General features: G+C 67.7%; 16 protein-coding genes and 1 tRNA gene. 12 read left to right on the forward strand and 5 right to left on the reverse strand.

Annotation, left to right across the window (positions count from 1 at the left end; all coding sequences use genetic code 11):
* Positions 1 to 71: 71 nt before the first annotated feature.
* Positions 72 to 1409 carry an MFS transporter gene (locus tag Q8W71_RS15495; RefSeq protein WP_305526281.1) on the reverse strand — a complete coding sequence of 446 codons (1338 nt, stop codon included), beginning with the start codon at positions 1407 to 1409 and terminating at the stop codon, positions 72 to 74.
* Positions 1410 to 1684: 275 nt separating this feature from the next.
* Positions 1685 to 3835, reverse strand: coding sequence for a glycosyltransferase family 2 protein (locus Q8W71_RS15500; protein WP_305526282.1), 2151 nt, complete (start codon positions 3833 to 3835; stop codon positions 1685 to 1687).
* 278 nt (positions 3836 to 4113) lie between these two features.
* On the opposite strand from Q8W71_RS15500, the gene Q8W71_RS15505 reads away from it, so the two are divergent.
* A tRNA-Val gene (locus tag Q8W71_RS15505) sits at positions 4114 to 4188 on the forward strand.
* Here Q8W71_RS15505 and Q8W71_RS32915 read toward each other — a convergent pair.
* Positions 4159 to 4653, reverse strand: coding sequence for a CRISPR-associated endonuclease Cas3'' (locus tag Q8W71_RS32915; RefSeq protein WP_370875427.1), 495 nt, complete (start codon positions 4651 to 4653; stop codon positions 4159 to 4161). The genes Q8W71_RS15505 and Q8W71_RS32915 overlap by 30 nt on opposite strands.
* A 453-nt stretch (positions 4654 to 5106) precedes the next feature.
* Between Q8W71_RS32915 and Q8W71_RS15515 the strand changes: the two genes are divergently transcribed.
* The 11 genes from Q8W71_RS15515 to Q8W71_RS15565 all read left to right on the forward strand — a co-directional run bounded on the left by Q8W71_RS15515 (position 5107) and on the right by Q8W71_RS15565 (position 14432).
* On the forward strand, positions 5107 to 6411 hold the full coding sequence (locus tag Q8W71_RS15515) for a tyrosine-type recombinase/integrase (protein WP_305526284.1): 1305 nt from the start codon (positions 5107 to 5109) through the stop codon (positions 6409 to 6411).
* A complete protein-coding gene (locus tag Q8W71_RS15520) occupies positions 6411 to 7292 on the forward strand; it encodes a hypothetical protein (RefSeq protein ID WP_305526285.1) in 882 nt (293 codons plus the stop codon). Before Q8W71_RS15515 ends, Q8W71_RS15520 begins: the two co-directional genes overlap by 1 nt.
* 70 nt (positions 7293 to 7362) lie before the next feature.
* Positions 7363 to 7569, forward strand: coding sequence for a MerR family transcriptional regulator (locus tag Q8W71_RS15525; RefSeq protein WP_305526286.1), 207 nt, complete (start codon positions 7363 to 7365; stop codon positions 7567 to 7569).
* Positions 7566 to 7958, forward strand: a complete 393-nt coding sequence (locus tag Q8W71_RS15530) for a hypothetical protein (RefSeq protein WP_305526287.1) — start codon at positions 7566 to 7568, stop codon at positions 7956 to 7958. Before Q8W71_RS15525 ends, Q8W71_RS15530 begins: the two co-directional genes overlap by 4 nt.
* Before the next feature lie 9 nt (positions 7959 to 7967).
* Positions 7968 to 8261, forward strand: a complete 294-nt coding sequence (locus Q8W71_RS15535; RefSeq protein ID WP_305526288.1) for a hypothetical protein — start codon at positions 7968 to 7970, stop codon at positions 8259 to 8261.
* Positions 8251 to 8673: a hypothetical protein gene (locus tag Q8W71_RS15540; protein ID WP_305526289.1), complete on the forward strand. Its 423-nt coding sequence runs from the start codon at positions 8251 to 8253 to the stop codon at positions 8671 to 8673. Before Q8W71_RS15535 ends, Q8W71_RS15540 begins: the two co-directional genes overlap by 11 nt.
* 69 nt (positions 8674 to 8742) lie before the next feature.
* Complete coding sequence (locus tag Q8W71_RS15545; RefSeq protein WP_305526290.1) at positions 8743 to 9783, forward strand: S49 family peptidase; 1041 nt, start codon at positions 8743 to 8745, stop codon at positions 9781 to 9783.
* A complete protein-coding gene (locus Q8W71_RS15550; protein ID WP_305526291.1) occupies positions 9780 to 10799 on the forward strand; it encodes a hypothetical protein in 1020 nt (339 codons plus the stop codon). Before Q8W71_RS15545 ends, Q8W71_RS15550 begins: the two co-directional genes overlap by 4 nt.
* 153 nt (positions 10800 to 10952) lie before the next feature.
* Positions 10953 to 11357, forward strand: coding sequence for a hypothetical protein (locus Q8W71_RS15555; RefSeq protein ID WP_305526292.1), 405 nt, complete (start codon positions 10953 to 10955; stop codon positions 11355 to 11357).
* Positions 11358 to 11523: 166 nt separating this feature from the next.
* Positions 11524 to 13761: a transglycosylase SLT domain-containing protein gene (locus Q8W71_RS15560; protein WP_305526293.1), complete on the forward strand. Its 2238-nt coding sequence runs from the start codon at positions 11524 to 11526 to the stop codon at positions 13759 to 13761.
* 275 nt (positions 13762 to 14036) lie between these two features.
* A complete protein-coding gene (locus Q8W71_RS15565) occupies positions 14037 to 14432 on the forward strand; it encodes a hypothetical protein (RefSeq protein ID WP_305526294.1) in 396 nt (131 codons plus the stop codon).
* Here Q8W71_RS15565 and Q8W71_RS15570 read toward each other — a convergent pair.
* Both Q8W71_RS15570 and Q8W71_RS15575 read right to left on the reverse strand, forming a co-directional pair.
* The gene (locus Q8W71_RS15570; RefSeq protein WP_305526295.1) at positions 14404 to 15249 is read right to left on the reverse strand and encodes a hypothetical protein; all 846 of its coding nucleotides are present in this window, start codon (positions 15247 to 15249) and stop codon (positions 14404 to 14406) included. The two genes, Q8W71_RS15565 and Q8W71_RS15570, sit on opposite strands and share 29 nt — an antisense overlap.
* A 104-nt stretch (positions 15250 to 15353) precedes the next feature.
* Entirely contained in the window at positions 15354 to 16640 is a 1287-nt protein-coding gene (locus Q8W71_RS15575; RefSeq protein ID WP_305526296.1) for a hypothetical protein, read from the reverse strand.
* Positions 16641 to 16961 lie beyond the last annotated feature (321 nt).

The following is a 16961-nucleotide window of genomic DNA, read 5'->3' on the forward strand; positions in this document are numbered from 1 at the left end:
GCCGCGCGGAGGCGGCGCCGTTGTCGGGGGCCGGGGAGGGCGGCGCGAGCGCGCCGCAGGACGGGGAGCGCCTACATCTGCCGCATCTCGGAGCGATCGATGAACAGGGCCGCCAGGGAGCAGACCGCGCCGGAGAGCAGGTAGACGCCCACCATCGCCAGCCCGTAATCCTGCGACAGGTACAGGGCTACCAGCGGCGCGAAGCCGGCGCCGATCAGCCACGCGAAGTCGGAGGTGAGCGCCGCGCCGGTGTAGCGGTAGCGGTTGCCGAGCCGGGCGGTCACCGCGCCGGAGGCCTGGCCGTAGGCGAGGCCCAGCAGCATGAAGCCGGTGGTGACGTAGATCGTCTGGCCGATGGCGCTCTCGCCGAACAGCAGCGGCGCGATGATCGAGCCGATGGCGAACAGGCCGATCAGGCTCGCGCTCATGATCAGGGCGTTGCGCCGGCCGATCTGGTCGGCGATCAGCCCGGAGGCCGCCACCGCGCCCGCGCAGATGATCGCCCCGGAGAACTGCACCATCAGGAACTCGCCGGGCGAGCGGTCGGTGTTGTTCAGCGCCAGCCACGCGATCGGGAAGATCGTCACGAGGTGGAACAGGGCGAAGGCGGCCAGCGGCACGAAGGCGCCGAGCACGACCTCCCGGGTGTGGTGCCGGAACAGCTCCAGCACCGGCACCGGCTTCAGCCGGTCGAGGTCCATCATCCGGGCGAACTCGTCGGTGGCCACGAGGCGCAGCCGGGCGAACAGGGCGACCACGTTGATGGTGAAGGCGCAGTAGAACGGGAAGCGCCAGCCCCAGTCGATGAAGTCCTCCGGCGACAGGTTGACGATGAAGAACGAGAACAGGGCGCTGGCCACCATGAAGCCGATCGGCGCGCCGAGCTGCGGGATCATCGCGTACCAGCCGCGCCGCTCCCGGGGGGCGTTCATGGCGAGCAGGGAGGCGAGCCCGTCCCAGGCGCCGCCGAGCGCCAGACCCTGGAGGATGCGCAGGATCGCCAGCAGGTAGACCGCGCTGATGCCGATCGTCTCGTAGCGCGGCAGGAAGCTGACCGCCGCGGTGGAGCCGCCGAGCAGGAACAGGGCGGCGGTGAGCTTGACGCCGCGGCCGTGCCGCCGGTCGATCGCCATGAACAGGGCCGTGCCGAACGGCCGCGCGACGAAGGCCAGCGCGAAGATCGAGAAGGCGTAGAGGGTGCCCTTGAGCGGATCGACGAACGGGAAGAACACCTTCGGGAAGACCAGCACCGAGGCGATGCCGAACACGAAGAAGTCGAAGTATTCGGACGCGCGCCCGATGACCACGCCGATGGCGATCTCGCTCGGCGCGACCTTGTGGTCGCCCATGGCGCGCTGGGCGTCGCGCTCGAGCCCGGTGCTCGATGCCGTGGAGGTGTTGGAACTCATCGTCCGCTGCCGTCCTCGTCGCCCGCGCGGCAGGCCCTGGCCGCACCCCTGACAGTCGCCGCGTCATGCTGCATGCGCAGGCGTACCGCAACCTTCGCCCGACGCAAGCGGGCCGTGCGCGACGCGGTGACACTGGGCGGCGCGCGTCGCCCGCGACGATCTGTCGACACGTTTCGGGGCCTGCGCCCGTCGAGGGGGAGACGGGTCAGGAAAAGGGCCGCGACGAAGCCAGACCTCGCGGGCGCGGACCGGCCCGATAGGGCCGGATCGCGCGTTCAAACCCTGTAATGGGCCGAATTCCGTGACAGATTGATGTTGTAGTACGGGTCGGCGCGCAGTTGCGGCCCCCAGCGGTCGAGCATGGTCAGCACCTCGCCCTCGAAGCGCTTCTTCTTCTCGGGGGTGTCCTCGGCACCGCGGCTCTTCGACTCGTGGTGGGTGAGCCGGGCGAACGGCGTCCAGACGATGCGGTAGCCCGCCGTGCGGATCTTCAGGCACAGGTCGATGTCGTTGAAGGCGACCTTCAGCGCCTTCGCGTCGAAGCCGCCGATCTCGGCGAACACCGCCGCGCGGGTGGCGAGGCAGGCGCCGGTCACCGCCGAGACCTCGTGGGCGAGCGTCATCCGGCAGAAGTAGCCGGGCTCGGCGTCGGGCACGCCGAGATGGCTGTGGCCGGCGACCCCGCCGATGCCGAGCACCACGCCGCCGTGCTGGATCGTCCCGTCCGGGTAGAGCAGCTTGGCGCCCACCGCGCCGATCTCCGGGCGCACGGCGTGGCGCACCATCTCCGTGAGCCAGTCCGGCTCCAGCACCTCGATGTCGTTGTTGAGGAACAGGAGCACCGCGCCGGTGGCGGCGGCCGCCCCCCGGTTCGACAGGTCGGAGAAGTTGAACGGCCCGGGCACGGCCACCACCCGCACCCGGGGGTCGTCCCGGTAGCGGCTGAACAGGGCCGCGGTCTCGGGCTCGCGGCTGTCGTTGTCGAGGATCACCACCTCGATGTCGGGGTAGTCGGTCTTCTTCGTCAGCAGGCCGTCGAGGGTCACGGCCAGGAGTTCGGCCCGGTCGCGGGTGGGGATGATCACCGAGACCCGCGGCGGCGGCGCGGGCAGGGGCCGCACGAGGCGGTTGAAGCCGTGGGGCCCGCGCTCCGCCCGCCCGCCCCAGGGGGCGACGACCTCCTCCAGCGCCCGCAGGCGCGCCGCCTCGGCCCGGGCGAGCGCCCGGTCGGAGAAGGTGCCGGAGCCGCCCGCCGCCCGCCAGTGGTAGAGCACCAGGGGGATGTGGCGGACCCGGGCCGGGTCCAGGCCGTCGGTGAGCCGCAGCAGCAGGTCGTGGTCCTGGCTGCCCTCGAAGCCCGGCCGCAGGCCGCCGACCGCCCGCAGCGCGTCGGTGCGCGCGGCGGTGAGGTGGTTGATGTAGTTCTGCCCGTAGAGCAGCTCGCGGTCGAAGTCCGGCTTGAAGTGCGGCTCGAACCGGCGCCCGCGCCCGTCGATCTTGTCCTCGTCGCTGTAGATCAGCACGAGCTCGGGGTCGGCGCGCACGGCGCGCGCGACCTCGTAGAGGGCGTCCTCGGGCAGGGCATCGTCGTGGTCCATGAAGACGCACCAGGGCCCGCGCGCCGCGTCGAGCGCGTCGTTGGTGGCGCGGGCGATGTGGCCGTTCTCGGCCCGGGTCAGCACCCGCACCCGGGGATCCTCCGCGGCGGCGCGGGCGAGGATCCGCCGCACCCGCGGGTCGGTCGAGGCGTCGTCGACGGCGCACAGCTCCCAGTGCGGGTAGAGCTGGGCCTTGAGGGAGGCGAGCGCCGCCCGCAGCACCCGCGGCGCGGGATCGTGGACCGGCATCAGCACCGAGACCAGCGGCGGCCCGGGCCACGCGGCGATCTCGGCGCGGATCGCCGCCAGCTCCGGCCCGCGCCGGGCGCGGGTGCGGGTCCAGCGCTCGTAGCCCGACTCCCGGCGGTGGCGCAGGGCCCGGTCGAGGAAGCCGCGGGCGCGGACCCGCTTGCCGAGCGCCCGCCAGTAGAGGGCGGTGAGCGCGATGCCCGGCTCGCGCAGCAGGGCGCGCAAGGCGAGGCGCGGCCGGGCGAGGCGGCGCACCGCGATCCGGCGCAGGGTCGCGGGCGCCCGGCCGGCGAGCGTGGCGACGCGCAGCTCGGCCACGTCCCCGGGCAGCCGCCCGGTCCAGGCGAAGGCGCCGCCGCCCAGCGTCTCCTCCGGCAGGGGCGGCCCGGGCCGGCCGTCGGCGCCGACGAGGCTGAGCGACAGGCCGGCCTCGCGCGCGGCCGGGTCGTCGGCGAGCGCCACCTCGATCCAGGCGCCGCCGAGGCCGGAGAGGTCGAGGCGCAGGCCGTCCGCCCCCGCGCGCAGGGTGAGAGGGCGGCGGGGACCCGCCCCGACCAGGAAGGCCGCGGGACCCGACATCTCAGGCGGCCCCGCGAGGGGCTGGACGCGCGACCGCACGGGCGGCCTCGATCGTCTGCGGCGCGGGAGGTGACATGTCGCGATACCTGACAGGGAAGGGGCGGCCGCGGCCCATAGCGCATTTTCCCCGGCGCATGCACCGCCGCCGCACCGATGCACCGCCGCCGCACCGATGCGGCGCGCCCCGCCCTCGGCGCGCCCGGCCGATTCTCCCGCTTGCGCCCCCCGGCGGCAGCGGCTATAGCCCCGCCGCACCGGAGCCCGCGCGGTTCCGGCCCGGGCGCGTAGCTCAGCGGGAGAGCACTACCTTGACATGGTAGGGGTCACAGGTTCGATCCCTGTCGCGCCCACCACGTTCTCAACGACTCGGCAGGCGTTGTGACGTGGCCCCACCCGGTGCGGAAGCACTGCGGAAGCAGCGAGATCCAAATCGTCATACTCGCTATCCTCGGCTTCGTACCACAGCCGGGTTTCGCGCGGTGTTGTGGTGGAGGTGAGCCATGACGCACGTGACCTGCCACCGCGTAGGCGACGAGTTCGGACATGGGGTGGGAGAACTCGGTTCCGGCCGCCGCCCGGACAACCTCGCGCGCACCCGCTGTCGCGTGGCCGGCGCGGTCTCGGGCTCCGTCGAGACGAGCCTGGAAAGCTAGGCTGTACTGTCCGAGATCGTGGGTCAGCCCGGCCAGGAGTGCCGCTCGGCGGGCTCCGAACTTGCCCGCGCGCGACGCAGCCCCGTTGGCCCCGCCGTTGAGGTGATCCGGCAGGGGTTGCCAGTCGGCGCGGTCCGAGCGGTCGGTCGAGTGGGCATAGAACATCGGGCGACGCTCCCAGTCGACCCAAGGCGGCGCAGAACGCTGAATCTACGGCACCGATCGCGGAGCCCGCAGGCAATAGAGTTGCCCAAAACCCAAGGATTCTAACGTCCGGGAAGGGTCAGCATGTACCGTGGTTGGGCCGCGGCATCACGATCAGGATGACCCGTTCACTCCCCAAAGCCCAAAACAAGGCAGCATACAGCGCTGACTGTGGGAGACACGTCTGTGAGCCAGCTCGGAAAATCCAGCCCAGTGCTTGAAAGCCCTGGCGCGCCCTACGGGAATCGAACCCGTGTTTTCGCCGTGAAAGGGGTACTAGCCAGACAAACGGGGACGTTCCGGGACGTGCCCGGATGTTGCGTTATCAGGCACTTAGTGTGATGGTGTCCGAAGCGGTCCCGGTTTGTTCGCTCACGTATTTTGGGCCAAACTTGGGGTCATTCGAGGTCGCCGATGGCCCGCACACTTCGAGAGGCAACCCTGGACACCCGCGCCGCCCGGCTGCGGCTGGCGCCATCCCGGAAACCGTACTGGCGCAGCGTCGAGGGCGGCCTGCAACTCGGGTACCGCCGGGGCGATAGGGGAGGGGTGTGGCGCGCCCGGCGGTATGTCGATGGCCGGTACCTCGAGACGACGCTCGGGGTGGCGGACGACGAGACCGACGCCGACGGCGTGAAGGTGCTGACCTTCCGCCATGCCCTCGCGGCCGCGCGGTCCTGGTGGCAGGCCGAGGAACGCCGGGAGCTCGGCGCGCCTGAGCAGCGCGCCGGACCCTACACGGTCGGTGCCGCGCTGGACGACTATCTGAGCCACTACGTCGCCAAGGGAGGCAAGAGCGAGAACGCGACCCGCACCGCGGCCGAAGTCCACGTGCGACCCGCCCTCGGCGCGATCGTCCTCGACAGGCTGACCACGCGAAAGGTCCGCGATTGGCACCACGCGCTCGCCAACGCTCCCCGCAGGCTCCGCACCCGGCTGGGCGAGGCACAGCAGCTCGCCGAGCTCGATGACGATCCCGAGGCGGTGCGCGCCCGGCGCGCCACCGCCAACCGCGTCCTCACCATCCTGAAGGCCGCGCTCAACCACGCCTTCGCCGAGCGGCACGCCAGCACGGATGCCGCGTGGCGGGCGGTGAAGCCCTTCCGCGAGGTCGACGCGCCCCTCGTCCGGTTCTTCACCGAGGACGAATGCCGGCGGCTGGTGAACGCCGCCGAGCCCGAGTTCCGGCGCCTCGTCCAGGGCGCGCTGCTGACCGGCATGAGGTTCGGCGAACTCGGCCGTTTGAAGGTGTCCGAGGTCAATCTCGACGCCGGCACCGCGACCGTCCGCCGGGGCAAGGGCGGCAAGGGCCGCCACGTGGTGCTGACGGACGAGGCTCGAGATCTCTTCCGCAGCCTGATCGCCGGCCGGCCGGGCTCAACTCTGGTCTTCGCTCACGATGACGGCCGGCCGTGGGGGATGTCCCACCAGATCAGACCCATGACCGAGGCCTGTCGCCGCGCCGGCATCGTGCCGGCTGCTGGCTTCCACATCCTCCGCCACACGCATGGCAGCGCGCTGGCGATGAGGGGCGTGCCCATGCAGGTCATCGCACAGCAGCTCGGCCATGCCAACACGCGAATGACCGAAAGGCACTACGCGCACTTGGCGCCCAACTATGTAGCCAACACCATCCGGGCCAATTTCCCTATCCTGAACCTCGGCGGGGGATCGAACATAGCTGACCTCGGACGGCCGGCAGGTGCGAGGACCGCCTGATGCCGGTTGAGCAGATCAGCGAGCCGGGCGCAGATTGGGTACCGCTTCACCAGGCGCCGTTCCGCTTCTTCCCGAACTTCGCGCCCACCCCTGACGAGGTTCGTCGTGAGCTGCTTGGCCGCCTCACACGGGTGCTCAGCCGGCTGCAGGTGAACTTCCGGTGCTATGAAGATCCTGACTACGTCGTCGTATGCGAAGGGGAGGGGCTTTACCTCAGCATCGATGCGGATGGCGGCACGTTTGATCTGTCGTCGCGCATCCACGACAACCTACCGATAGTGTTCGGTCGGCCGCATGCGTTCCTCGGTTCGTATGATGATCCCGAGTTGAGCAGCTATAAGGTGGATGAAAAGGAAGCGTTTCGAGAGATCGCTCGGTCTCTAACCGATACTGCATCGTACCAGCTCGCCGCGGCACTGAAGACGCAGGCAGGACGGGTCATGGCTCGCGTTGGATCTCTGGTGGCTCCGTTCCAACACATTCCCCTCGATGCGTGGCGCGGCTTTAAGCCTGTCCTGCGTGATGCAGATGCCGACGTCGAAGATCACATGTGGGATGCTATCGGAACTGACGGCACAAGACTGTTCTCCATCTTCGTCGCCCCACACGCCCGGCTGGCGGATCCTTCGCCGGCGTCCAGCAGCGCCGCAGAGCGAGACTGCTTCCGGTGGCTAAAGGGGCTGATGCAGCATTCAGATCAGAGGACGAATACCAAGGACGCACTGAGGGCGGAGGCTCTAGGAAAGTTTAAGGGCCTATCAAAAGTCGGCTTCAACCGAATGTGGCACGAGGCTATCGAGAACACGGGTGCCTACGCGTGGAAGGATGGAGGCCGTCCCTCGAAATCCAAAACCCTAATCCCTGACGCAATTAATCACTGAGGGGTTTTTTCGGCCGGGTGCAGGAATCACTATCGTCCTCGGATTTCAGCAAATCCGAGGAGGTACAGAGATGTTTGAAACAGGGGCCGAGCGGATCGACACGCTCGCCAAGCATTCCCCGCTGAGCCGGAGTGCGATCTACACCGCTATAGCCGATGGCGAACTCACCGCCCGTAAGCACGGCGGCTGCACCATCATACTCAAAGCAGACTGGGAGGCCTTCTTGGCCAGCCGACCCGTCATGGAGCGCAAGCCTCGTAATGAGGGCCGCCCATGAGCAACGAACGCGCACTTGAGATCATCGAGCGCGGTATTGAGGCTATGGCAGCCTACGGCCCTGATGCCACCCTCGAAGATATTATATTTATCAACATTAGGAGGGGTGAGGCATGGGCTGCGCGCTGCTGGGTTCATCAGCGTAAAAGACGAGGACCATTCTCCGGCCGCATAACCTCCGATCGAATTTGGTGTGAGTTGGTCTGCATGGCAGCTAAAGAAGCCGGAGATTGGAAAGTCGATGAAGAACAGTATGGCCTTGATGGCATCAAGCCTCGCTCTAAAGCTGCCATCAAGACAAGTGAAGCGCTCGTGGTTTGGTTTGTTTTAAAATTTACGGATATTGCTTTCGCAATAGACGATGATGCTTGGAATACCCTGGACGCTTAGGAGGCAACGATGTCCGCAAAAATCAATCAGACCGTCAAGATCCTTGTCGAAGCACAAGAGTCGCTCGCAGGGATGAGCACTGAAGAGAGGATGCTTGTGGGAGAGCGATTGGTTGTCGCCTTACGGAAGGCAGGCACTCTTCAGCGCCAAGCATTCCAGCATGAGAGCTACGGACAGGAATGCGAGGTCGTAGCGGGAGCGTTTCAGCTCACCATCAATGCCTCATTCAAGCCTCTCCAGAACAGCGGGCCGGGCGCCGACGTCTCGCTGGATGAATGGCTCGGGGGATCTGATGGACGATAGCGGCCTCCCTCTATTCAGCGGCATTCCCGCCATCGAGCCCCCGCCATCGAGGAAGCGCCGCCCTGAGCGGCGCACCCTCTTGGCCGAGCTCGTACCGGTTCACGTCGAGCCACCGGCGCCGCCGGCGGCGGGCAGCGCGGTACTGCTGCCGTTCCCGCCCTCCCGCGACCAGCGCCTGATCGCCGACCTTGCGAAGGCCTTCATCAGCCTGCGCCGGCGCCACGGTCGCCTATGCCGGGCGATGCTCCTCGACAAGCGCTTCCGGCCGATCGCCACGAAGTTGCGGCGCATGGGTGTCCAGGCGCCGGACGTCGAGGCCGAGCTGGCACGGCTGGAGAAGGCCGTGGCCCGTGTGGTCTGGATCCACGACGGCAGACCCGACTGCAGCTCTGGCGGAGGGTCGGCCGCGTGAAGGGAGATGATGTCGAGGCGGCCAGGGCGATCGATAGCACTGCACCTGAGGCCGAACCGCGGCGGGTACGTGGGCGCCTCCTCCGGCGTGATCTCGTACGAGGGCTTCAAGTACCAGGTCGAGAGCGCCGCGCGGGATCCGCGCACCCGGGCGATCCTGCTGGACATGGAGAGCCCCGGGGGCGAGGCGGTGGGCGCCTTCGAGGCGGCCGCCGCAGTGCGCGCCGCCGCGGCGACGAAGCCGGTCTGGACCTTGGTGAACGGGCTGGCGGCCTCGGCCGCCTACGCGATCGCCTCCGCCAGCACCCGCATCGTCTCGATCCCCACGGGGATCAGCGGCAGCATCGGCGTGGTGCTGGCACACTTCGACTACAGCGAGATGCTGGCGAAGGAAGGCATCAAGCCGACCTTCATCCACGCCGGCGCCCGCAAGGTGGACGCCAACCCCTATCAGGCGCTGCCGGAGGCCGTGCGCGAGCGCCTGCAGGGCGAAGTCGGCCAGTTCTACGACCTGTTCGTGGAGACGGTGGCCGCCGGCCGGCCGGGCCTGACCGAGAAGGCGATCCGCAGCACCGAGGCCGGCACGTTCATGGGCGCCGAGGCGCTGGAACTCGGCCTCATCGATGCACTCGGCACCTTCGAGGACGTGCTCGCCGATCTGAGCGCGGGCGGCGGGTCCGTGGCCCAGACGCGACCCGTGGCGGCCGGCCCGGGTGCCACTTCCCCCACCCCTGCGGTCCCGTCCGCCCGTACCACCATGGAGACACCTGTGACCGACACCGAGGCCGATCAGGTCCGCGCCTCCGAGCGCGCCCGCTTCGCAGCCATCCTGAATTCGCCGGAGGCGAAGGGGCGGGAGGCGCAGGCGAACGAGCTCGCCTTCAACACCAGCCTCAGCGCCGAGACCGCGGTGGCGATCCTGCGGACCGCTCCCCGTTCCAGCGGCGACCTCGCCGGCTTCGTCGCCGCCAAGGAGGGGCGCACCGCGCTCAGCCTCGATCCCGAGAAGCAGGCGAAGGGCGGCGGGAACGGCGACGAGACGCTCGACTGGGACGAGGTGATCGCGAGTGAGAACGCGAAGGTCCCAGGCTACCGGAAGGGCGAACGGTGAAGCGCCTACTCAAGAACCTGTTCGCCCTTGCGGGCCGCGAGGATGCGACCGTGCTGGAGATCGGGCCCGGTTTGCCTGAGGCTGAGGCAGAGCTGGCCGCAGCGCATGAGAGGCAGCAGGCGGCGGAGGCGACCTACAAGGCCGGCCTCCTCTCCGTGGACGAGGCCGGCCTGCTCGCTCTCGATACGGCGCGCCGCGATGCCAACGTGAAGGTTGACCGCGCCGAAGCCTTGGTGGCCGCCCTGAAGGAACGGCTCGCCGCCGCCCAGGCTCGCGAGGCGGAGGCGGAGCGGGTCGCGAGGCACGAGGCAGCCCGGCGACAGGCCGACGACGCCGCGGCGGCGCTCTCCGAGATGTACGCGCATCTCGCAACCGGCATCGTCGACCTGATCGAGGGCATCGCCCGGGCCGAGGCGGCCGTGCAGGCGGCGAATGCTGACCTGCCGCGTGGAGCCGAGAAGATCCCTGGTGTCGAGCGGCGCATCCGCAGTTCCCCCGTGTTCCCGGAGGAACTCCTGTCGGAGTCGTTCGAGGACCGGTGGGTTCTCGTGGGTCAGGTACGACCGGGGGAATTCGATCAGGATCGGGTTGTCACGTCCACGCGCGACCGCGGCCTGCTGCCGACCCCGGGGTTCCCGAATGGCCAGGGTCGGCCGGTCGAGCGACGCCGGTTCCGGGTGCAGAAATTCCTCCCGGCAATCGGCGGGGAGCCCGCGAACGCCCTCGCCTCGAGCGTGCGCCTCCCCGGGTTGCTCCACGGGGACGCCACGCTGTTCGAGCCGGTCGAGCGCGACGCTCACGGCCTGCTGGACCCGGTCTACGTTCTGCGGGCCATCGAGAAGCGCCGCAGGGTGGCGCCACGTGGGGAGCCCACGCGGGCGGTCAATGAGCGGCTGATACCGCTCGACGCAACGCCGGTCCCGGCCACGCCGCAGACTGATCACTTTCAATCCTTCGGCTCGCGGTTCCCGGAGGATCGTCAAGCCTCCGGGCGGTTCCCGGCCGGCCAACGCTGATCGCCGGGCGCCCTGCGCGTCCGGCTCGACATCCGGGGCACCTTGTGACGGCGCCGTGGTCACGTCGAACAACGGGAACTTCGTCTCCGCGCCCCGGCCACAGCGTGGAATGGACGGTCAAGGCGAAGGCGACCACAATAAAACGAGGTAGCGATGAGAGCAAAGGTCACAATTCTTGGACGAATGTCGGCCGGCCAATCATTCGAAGTGATCGCCTCGCAGGATGTCACGCTCGGCGACGAGCCCGTGCCGGTCACGCCGGCCGTACCGACATCCGCGGCCGGCCTGGAGCTGCAAGTCCGGGTGGCCTTGGCCGAGGGCGTCCACTTCGCCTCGGGCCGTTGGCTCGATCCAGCGGCTTTGCCGGCGCGGAAGGCGGCCTCCGATGACGGCGATCCGCCGGAGGACGACGGGCCGGCCCCATTTGTTGTCGGGATCTACGGCCTGCACGGCGGCTCACACCGCGACGCGCCGTTCCTGACAGGGGGATCCATCGTAATCGCGCGTCTCGGCGTGCGGCTTACCCCGCGGGGAGCCACATGCATCGGCACCCGCTGATCGACGTTCGGCACGTGCACGGCGACCACGTGGCTGAGGGCACGAGGCTGATCCTCGCGAACTGGGTGGGCCAGCCCGCTCCGCCGGCCCCGGCCGGGACCGCGCCGCACGCGCGGCCCGCGGCCTCGGGACCGCAGCGGTACCGCGGCATCCGCGGAGCGCAGTCGTGAGCGGCAGCGCTGGCACGCCCGAGCCCGCGCCGCCCGCCGGCGGCTGGGCCGATCTGACCGTCGCTGTCCTGGCCGGCGGCGCCCCTGTCGCGGTGATGCGCCACTCCGACTACGTGAGCATGCCCGACAAGCTGAGCACCGGCGCCCTGGAGAGCGCGTTCCGGCTGAAGATCGGCAAGGAGTTCACCCCCGAGATCCGGCGCCAGCTCGACGCGATCAACAGCGACAAGGATCTGCTGGGCGATCAGGGCCGCTACACAGCGGCGGTCGTGCGGGCGACCGGAGGCATCCTCGGCAAGGACAAGAAGGGCCGGGTCCGGGCGAGCGATGCGAAGACGGCCGCCAAGGCGGCTGGGGACTTCTACCGGATGAGCGCCGGCAACGTCGATGTCGAGCGCCTGCTCGACGATGCGATGTCGCGGAACATGACGCTGGCGCAGCTCAACGCTCTGCTGACCGACAAGCACGGCGGCAAGGGTGCGATCACGCAGCGGCAGTGGGACGAGTTCAAGGTCGCCCGCGGCGAGATCAAGAAGGCCGGCGACGACCCGAACTACGCGAAAACCAGGGCAGACTACGTGTTTGCCGGGGTCGGCGGGTCGGTCGAAAATTTGAAAGGCTCCTTCGAGAACTTGGTTCTTCAGATCGGCGAAGCCAACGCGGGCCTGATCAAGTGGACCGCGGATCTCGCCGGCAACGGCCTCGACTTGTTCTCCAAGCTACCGAAGGGCCAGCAGCAGATGTTGAGCCTCGGCGGGGGCGCGGCGGCGATGGGCAGTGGTGCCGTTGGCGCGCTGGTGCTGACGAGCAAGCTGCTCGGGCTCGGCGGCGGCGGCGCGGCGCTCAACGGCTCCGCGGCGGCGCTCACGAAGTCGGCGGCGCTGCTCGATGCGGCGGCGATCAAACTGGCAGGTGGGGTTCCCGGCGCCGGGCCGGACAAGCTCAAGGATGCGGTCAAGGCCGCGCCGCTGGCCGGCTTCGGCCTGGGCGGCGTCGTGGTGGGCTTGGGGGCCGGCGCGGCGGTAGCGGGTATCGCCACCGCCGACCAACTGCCCAAGATCGCTGCGAAGGAGGGCATGGGCGCCATCGATCCCGGCACCGGCGAGAAGCTGGAGATGGAGATCCCGAAGACGACGCCGTGGCTGCGGAACTGGCTGACCGGCAAGCCCGCAGAGGAGGCCGGCAAGGCGATCGGCGCGGAGGTCGGCAAGGGCATCGTCGCCGCGCCGCTGCCGCCGCCGCGGCCGGACGCCTTCCGGCCGATCACGGATCGTGCGGGCGAGGCGGGCACCGAGGCGGGTCAGAAGGCCGGCCAGGGCGTGGCCGACGGCGTGCAAGCGAAGGCTCCGGAGGTCGAGGCGCAGGGCAAGTCCCTGTGGCAGCGGCTGAAGGACACGATGGCCAATCCGATCTTCGTGCCGATCAGCTTCGTCCCCGGCGAGGGCGGTGGCGGTGGCGGCGGTGGCGGCCTGATCCAGCGCGCCAGCTTCGGCGGCGGTGGGGGCGGCGGCATCGGCGGCGGTGCGGGCGGCTTCGTGCGCCGCGCGAGCCTCGGCGGTGGCGGCGGTGGCGACGGTCCGCCGCCCGGCGCCGGCGGCTCGGGCCGGATCACCGGCCCGTTGGCCAAGGCCCCGACCGAGGGCCTGCGCGGCGATGTCCGGGCCTACGTCCGGGCGGCGGCCATCGCGCGCGGCATCGACCCGAACGTGGCCGAGCGCGTGGTCAACCAGGAGAGCGGGTTCAACCCGCACCGCAACAATATCACCTCGAAGGAGCATTCCTACGGGGTGATGCAGCTCAACACGATGGGCGGGCTCGGCGCGGTCGCGCTGCGCAAGGGGCTCGACCCGCGCGATCCGAGCCAGTGGCGCAAGCACATCGACTTCGGCCTCGACGTGGTCAAGCGCGACGGCTGGCGCCAGTGGTACGGCGCCCGGGATGTCGGGATCTCGCGCTGGCAGGGCATCGGGCGGAATGGGCTGACCGTGCCGGACGCGCCAGCCGGCGGGTTCGGCGGCGGCGCGGGGGCACGAGGCATCGGCGCCCATGTGGCGGAGTTCGGCAAGCATGTGGACCGGCTCGCCGACATGAACTTCCACGGCCGGGTCGACGTCGCCCTATCAGGCGGCGGCGGCCGGGTGACCGGCTTGCGTACGAAGGGCCGAGGTATGACCGCCGACATGGGGATCACGATGCCGGACCTGAAGCGAGGCAGCGACGACGACTGGAGCTGACCGTGCCCGATCCCAGGTGCAGCCCGCCGGGTGCCGCTGCGGGCGCGACGCGCGTCGGCAGGGCCGGCCCCGAGCCGGACCCTGCCGACGGCAGCGCCGCGGCTCGACCGGGCGCGGAGCCCCAGCGCCGACGCGGCCCGCCAGCGGATCACCCCCTTCTCCGGCGCAACACCCGTTGCGTCGTTCACGGGATAGATGAGGCGTTTCTGGCGAAGCTCTCCACGCCGGACCCGCGGAACGTCACCGCCTACATCAGCCGGACGCCGACCGCCCCGGTGAAGCGGCCGCCGTCCTCGCGCACCCTGGCGCGGATGCGCGAGAAGGCCGACGAGGCGGCCCGGAACGCTGAGGCAGCCCGGACGCTGCGGGCGCAGGTTCAGCCTGGGCTGAGGCCGCCGCCCGGTCGGCTGTTCGACGTAGACGTAGCCGGGATGGTGCTGCGCGGGCCGCTGGGCGGTATCGGCACGTCAGAGCGGATGGTGCGCACGCTCCACGTCCTGACGCACGGCGGCCGCCACCCGGCCGCCGTGCTGGTGGTCGCGGGCGGGTGGCGCGATGAGCCGGCGCTGATCGAGGCGCTGAGGGGGTTGCGCCCGAGGTTGGCGGCTGTCGGGCTACGGCTCGATCGCCGGAAGGCTGGCGTCAGGATGGCGAAGGAGCGAGCGGCTTGATCATCAACGCTCGCTGAACAGACCAAGGCCTGGACCGGAACGGCATCATGCCCGGCAGATCACCGGGCCGCACGCGGCGGTGGTGAGGCAACAGCGGCAACTGGCCGTACGGGTCAGTAGTCCCGAAGGCCAAGGCACTGACGTAGAGCCCATCGTGAAACTGAGCGAGCGCAGCGACCACCGATCGCTCATCTGTGTTGAAGCGGTAGATGAATTGGTCGTCAGCGTGGTTGCGACGTCCCTGCCGTAGTCCTGCCTGGACGGGCATGATCGAAAGCAGTGCCTTCGCCGTATCCGGCGCCAGTCCCGCGTTCAGGTATGTGCCGCACATGACGAAACCACCAATGGGCAGTGGATGGCCGCAGTGGTGGCGGTACAGGGCCATAGCCAGCTTCGCAGCGAAGACGTCGAGGTAGGCGCGCAGCAGGGGCCCGCTTTGCCGCATGACGATCATCGGCCGGCGGATCCCGCTGGGCGTGCGCAGCCATTCGACGGAGCGCTGCCGGGGATCGAAGAACTCGTTGAGGAAGCCGGGCGCTTGGGCCTCCAGCATGCCGCTGCGCTCCCGCGCCTCTACGATCTTCCAGTCGTCCTGATCGTAGCGGGGACTGAGGCGCGCGATGAAGCCCGCTACGAGATCCGCGGCGCTGGTGCCGTTGTTGCAGGCTGCGCACCCGGCGAACATCAGCCCGTACGGCCTGATCCGTCCCCGGAACATGGAGATGGGCGGCATGTGCTCGACCGACGTGGGCGGCGCGGCGCAGTAGATGCACCGCTCCTCGACCGCCATGATGTCGGCCTTGCTGGGGTGGCGCATCGCTCCTCACACCAAGACGGGGCGGGCATGGATACGGCCAACCCACAGTGCATTGCCAACAATAAATCGTAGCTAATTGAGAGCGTAAGCGATAACGCCGATCGCTATTCAGCCTTCTTAATGCTGGCAATGCTTTTTCGATCAAAGGCTATTTTACTTCCATTAACATCAAGGTTTAGGTTAGACGCTGACCCCAATATGCTGGACGCAAGAGCCTCAAGGGGCGAATATTCAGTGTTGTCGGCAGGGCTCGTTTCAAACAGGTGCTTAGTGATACCCATCAGAAGGGCATCAGGCATCTGTTCCCCTTGTATACCCTTCCATTCAAGAGCAGCCTCGACCGCCCAACTGGCACGATTAATGTCTATTTCAAATTGCTTGGTCTGAAATTGTGCGTCAGCATGCTTGTCGAACCACCTGTTCATCCATGACACATACAGCCCTGCAGTGGTCAAAAATCCGAAGGTGAACACTACCGATTTGATTGCGCTGGTAATTGCCACGGTTCCAAATACATCGTTCGAACTTACTCCCCAGACATATAAGGACCAAGCCGTGCCGACGAATGTCGAAACAATGAGAACGATAAAAACTAAGTGTATGGGCCAACGGAGGGACCTAGTGTCTCTAGAAACCGAAAATGACGCCTGCCGCTTTTGCAGCGTCGTCAGCAGTTCACCTCGGATAGCTCGGCGAGCGTGGGTGTTGGTGCGGTCGTCTAATGCCTTTTGTTCTTCTAATAGTTTGGTCCGCTCTAATTCAAGCTGATCCTGCTTTGCGGCAAATTCAGCTTCCAGTTCTGAGCGCCTAGCGTCGACATGATCGTTGAGCGCCGCATTGCGTGCATCAAATCGCTCTGTCATCTCGACGAAGTATTCGTTAATACGAGCGATCTGTTCCGTGCTTGACGCCTCGATCTTTGAGATGAGTGCTAGGTGAGGCTCAATTAGCTTCGACTGCGGCTGCCCGAGTGCACCAGCATCCAATTGATGCTTCTTTACAAATCTACCGATCTCAATATTGCACTTTAACGCCGTTTCCTCGTCCGGCGGAACTTGTTGGCTTTGATTGTGGGAATAATAATCGCCTATAGACAATACTATAGTCGCGTAAAATGGATGGGGAGACTGAGATCCATTTTCGCCAGTTGCAATAGAATAAGTTGTCAAGTCTATCTGAAATCCATGCCCGCCGGTGCTGGCTTTTTTGATAAGCCCAGCGTCTTCCTTTATAAACGGGCCGAGACGATTATCATCAAGTTTTACTGTGCCTCTAATTCCCGTGATTTGAAAAGTCACTTCCCTTTGGGTGATCTCGCCCAAAATTTCGAATAGATCTCGAATTCTTTTATCTGTTATACCACTTAATGCTCTCACTGCTGTTGCTGGCATGGATTTACCCGGCTTTCACCCCGGGGGCATAATGCCGCCTTCTGATATGATCCTGCAACTCAGAGTTCGTCCGTCACGTCCTGCGACAATGGCTAGACGGGGCGTCGGGACGGGCGTGCGATGAAGGACCGAGGTTCAACGCGGTGGCCCAGAAACGCAAAAACCCGCGCACCTTGCCGGGTGGCGGGTCTGCGTTTAGTTCTGCCTGTGGAGCCTGAGAACTCCCGTGACGGTCCCTTGCCGGGGATAGCGTCACAGCCACAGAGCGGAAATCCAGGCCTTGCCGGGCTTCGATCCCGCTATTCGAACGTGCCGCACATA

Source organism: Methylobacterium amylolyticum (genome assembly GCF_030700245.1).
In the GTDB taxonomy this organism is placed as follows: Bacteria; Pseudomonadota; Alphaproteobacteria; order Rhizobiales; family Beijerinckiaceae; genus Methylobacterium.

Coding starts and splice junctions, on each gene's coding strand:
- Q8W71_RS15495 (WP_305526281.1), bottom strand. CDS start 1,409: ATGAGTTCCAACACCTCCACGGCATCGAGCACCGGGCTCGAGCGCGAC.
- Q8W71_RS15500 (WP_305526282.1), bottom strand. CDS start 3,835: ATGTCGGGTCCCGCGGCCTTCCTGGTCGGGGCGGGTCCCCGCCGCCCT.
- Q8W71_RS32915 (WP_370875427.1), bottom strand. CDS start 4,653: ATGTTCTATGCCCACTCGACCGACCGCTCGGACCGCGCCGACTGGCAA.
- Q8W71_RS15515 (WP_305526284.1), top strand. CDS start 5,107: ATGGCCCGCACACTTCGAGAGGCAACCCTGGACACCCGCGCCGCCCGG.
- Q8W71_RS15520 (WP_305526285.1), top strand. CDS start 6,411: ATGCCGGTTGAGCAGATCAGCGAGCCGGGCGCAGATTGGGTACCGCTT.
- Q8W71_RS15525 (WP_305526286.1), top strand. CDS start 7,363: ATGTTTGAAACAGGGGCCGAGCGGATCGACACGCTCGCCAAGCATTCC.
- Q8W71_RS15530 (WP_305526287.1), top strand. CDS start 7,566: ATGAGCAACGAACGCGCACTTGAGATCATCGAGCGCGGTATTGAGGCT.
- Q8W71_RS15535 (WP_305526288.1), top strand. CDS start 7,968: ATGTCCGCAAAAATCAATCAGACCGTCAAGATCCTTGTCGAAGCACAA.
- Q8W71_RS15540 (WP_305526289.1), top strand. CDS start 8,251: ATGGACGATAGCGGCCTCCCTCTATTCAGCGGCATTCCCGCCATCGAG.
- Q8W71_RS15555 (WP_305526292.1), top strand. CDS start 10,953: ATGAGAGCAAAGGTCACAATTCTTGGACGAATGTCGGCCGGCCAATCA.
- Q8W71_RS15570 (WP_305526295.1), bottom strand. CDS start 15,249: ATGCGCCACCCCAGCAAGGCCGACATCATGGCGGTCGAGGAGCGGTGC.
- Q8W71_RS15575 (WP_305526296.1), bottom strand. CDS start 16,640: ATGCCAGCAACAGCAGTGAGAGCATTAAGTGGTATAACAGATAAAAGA.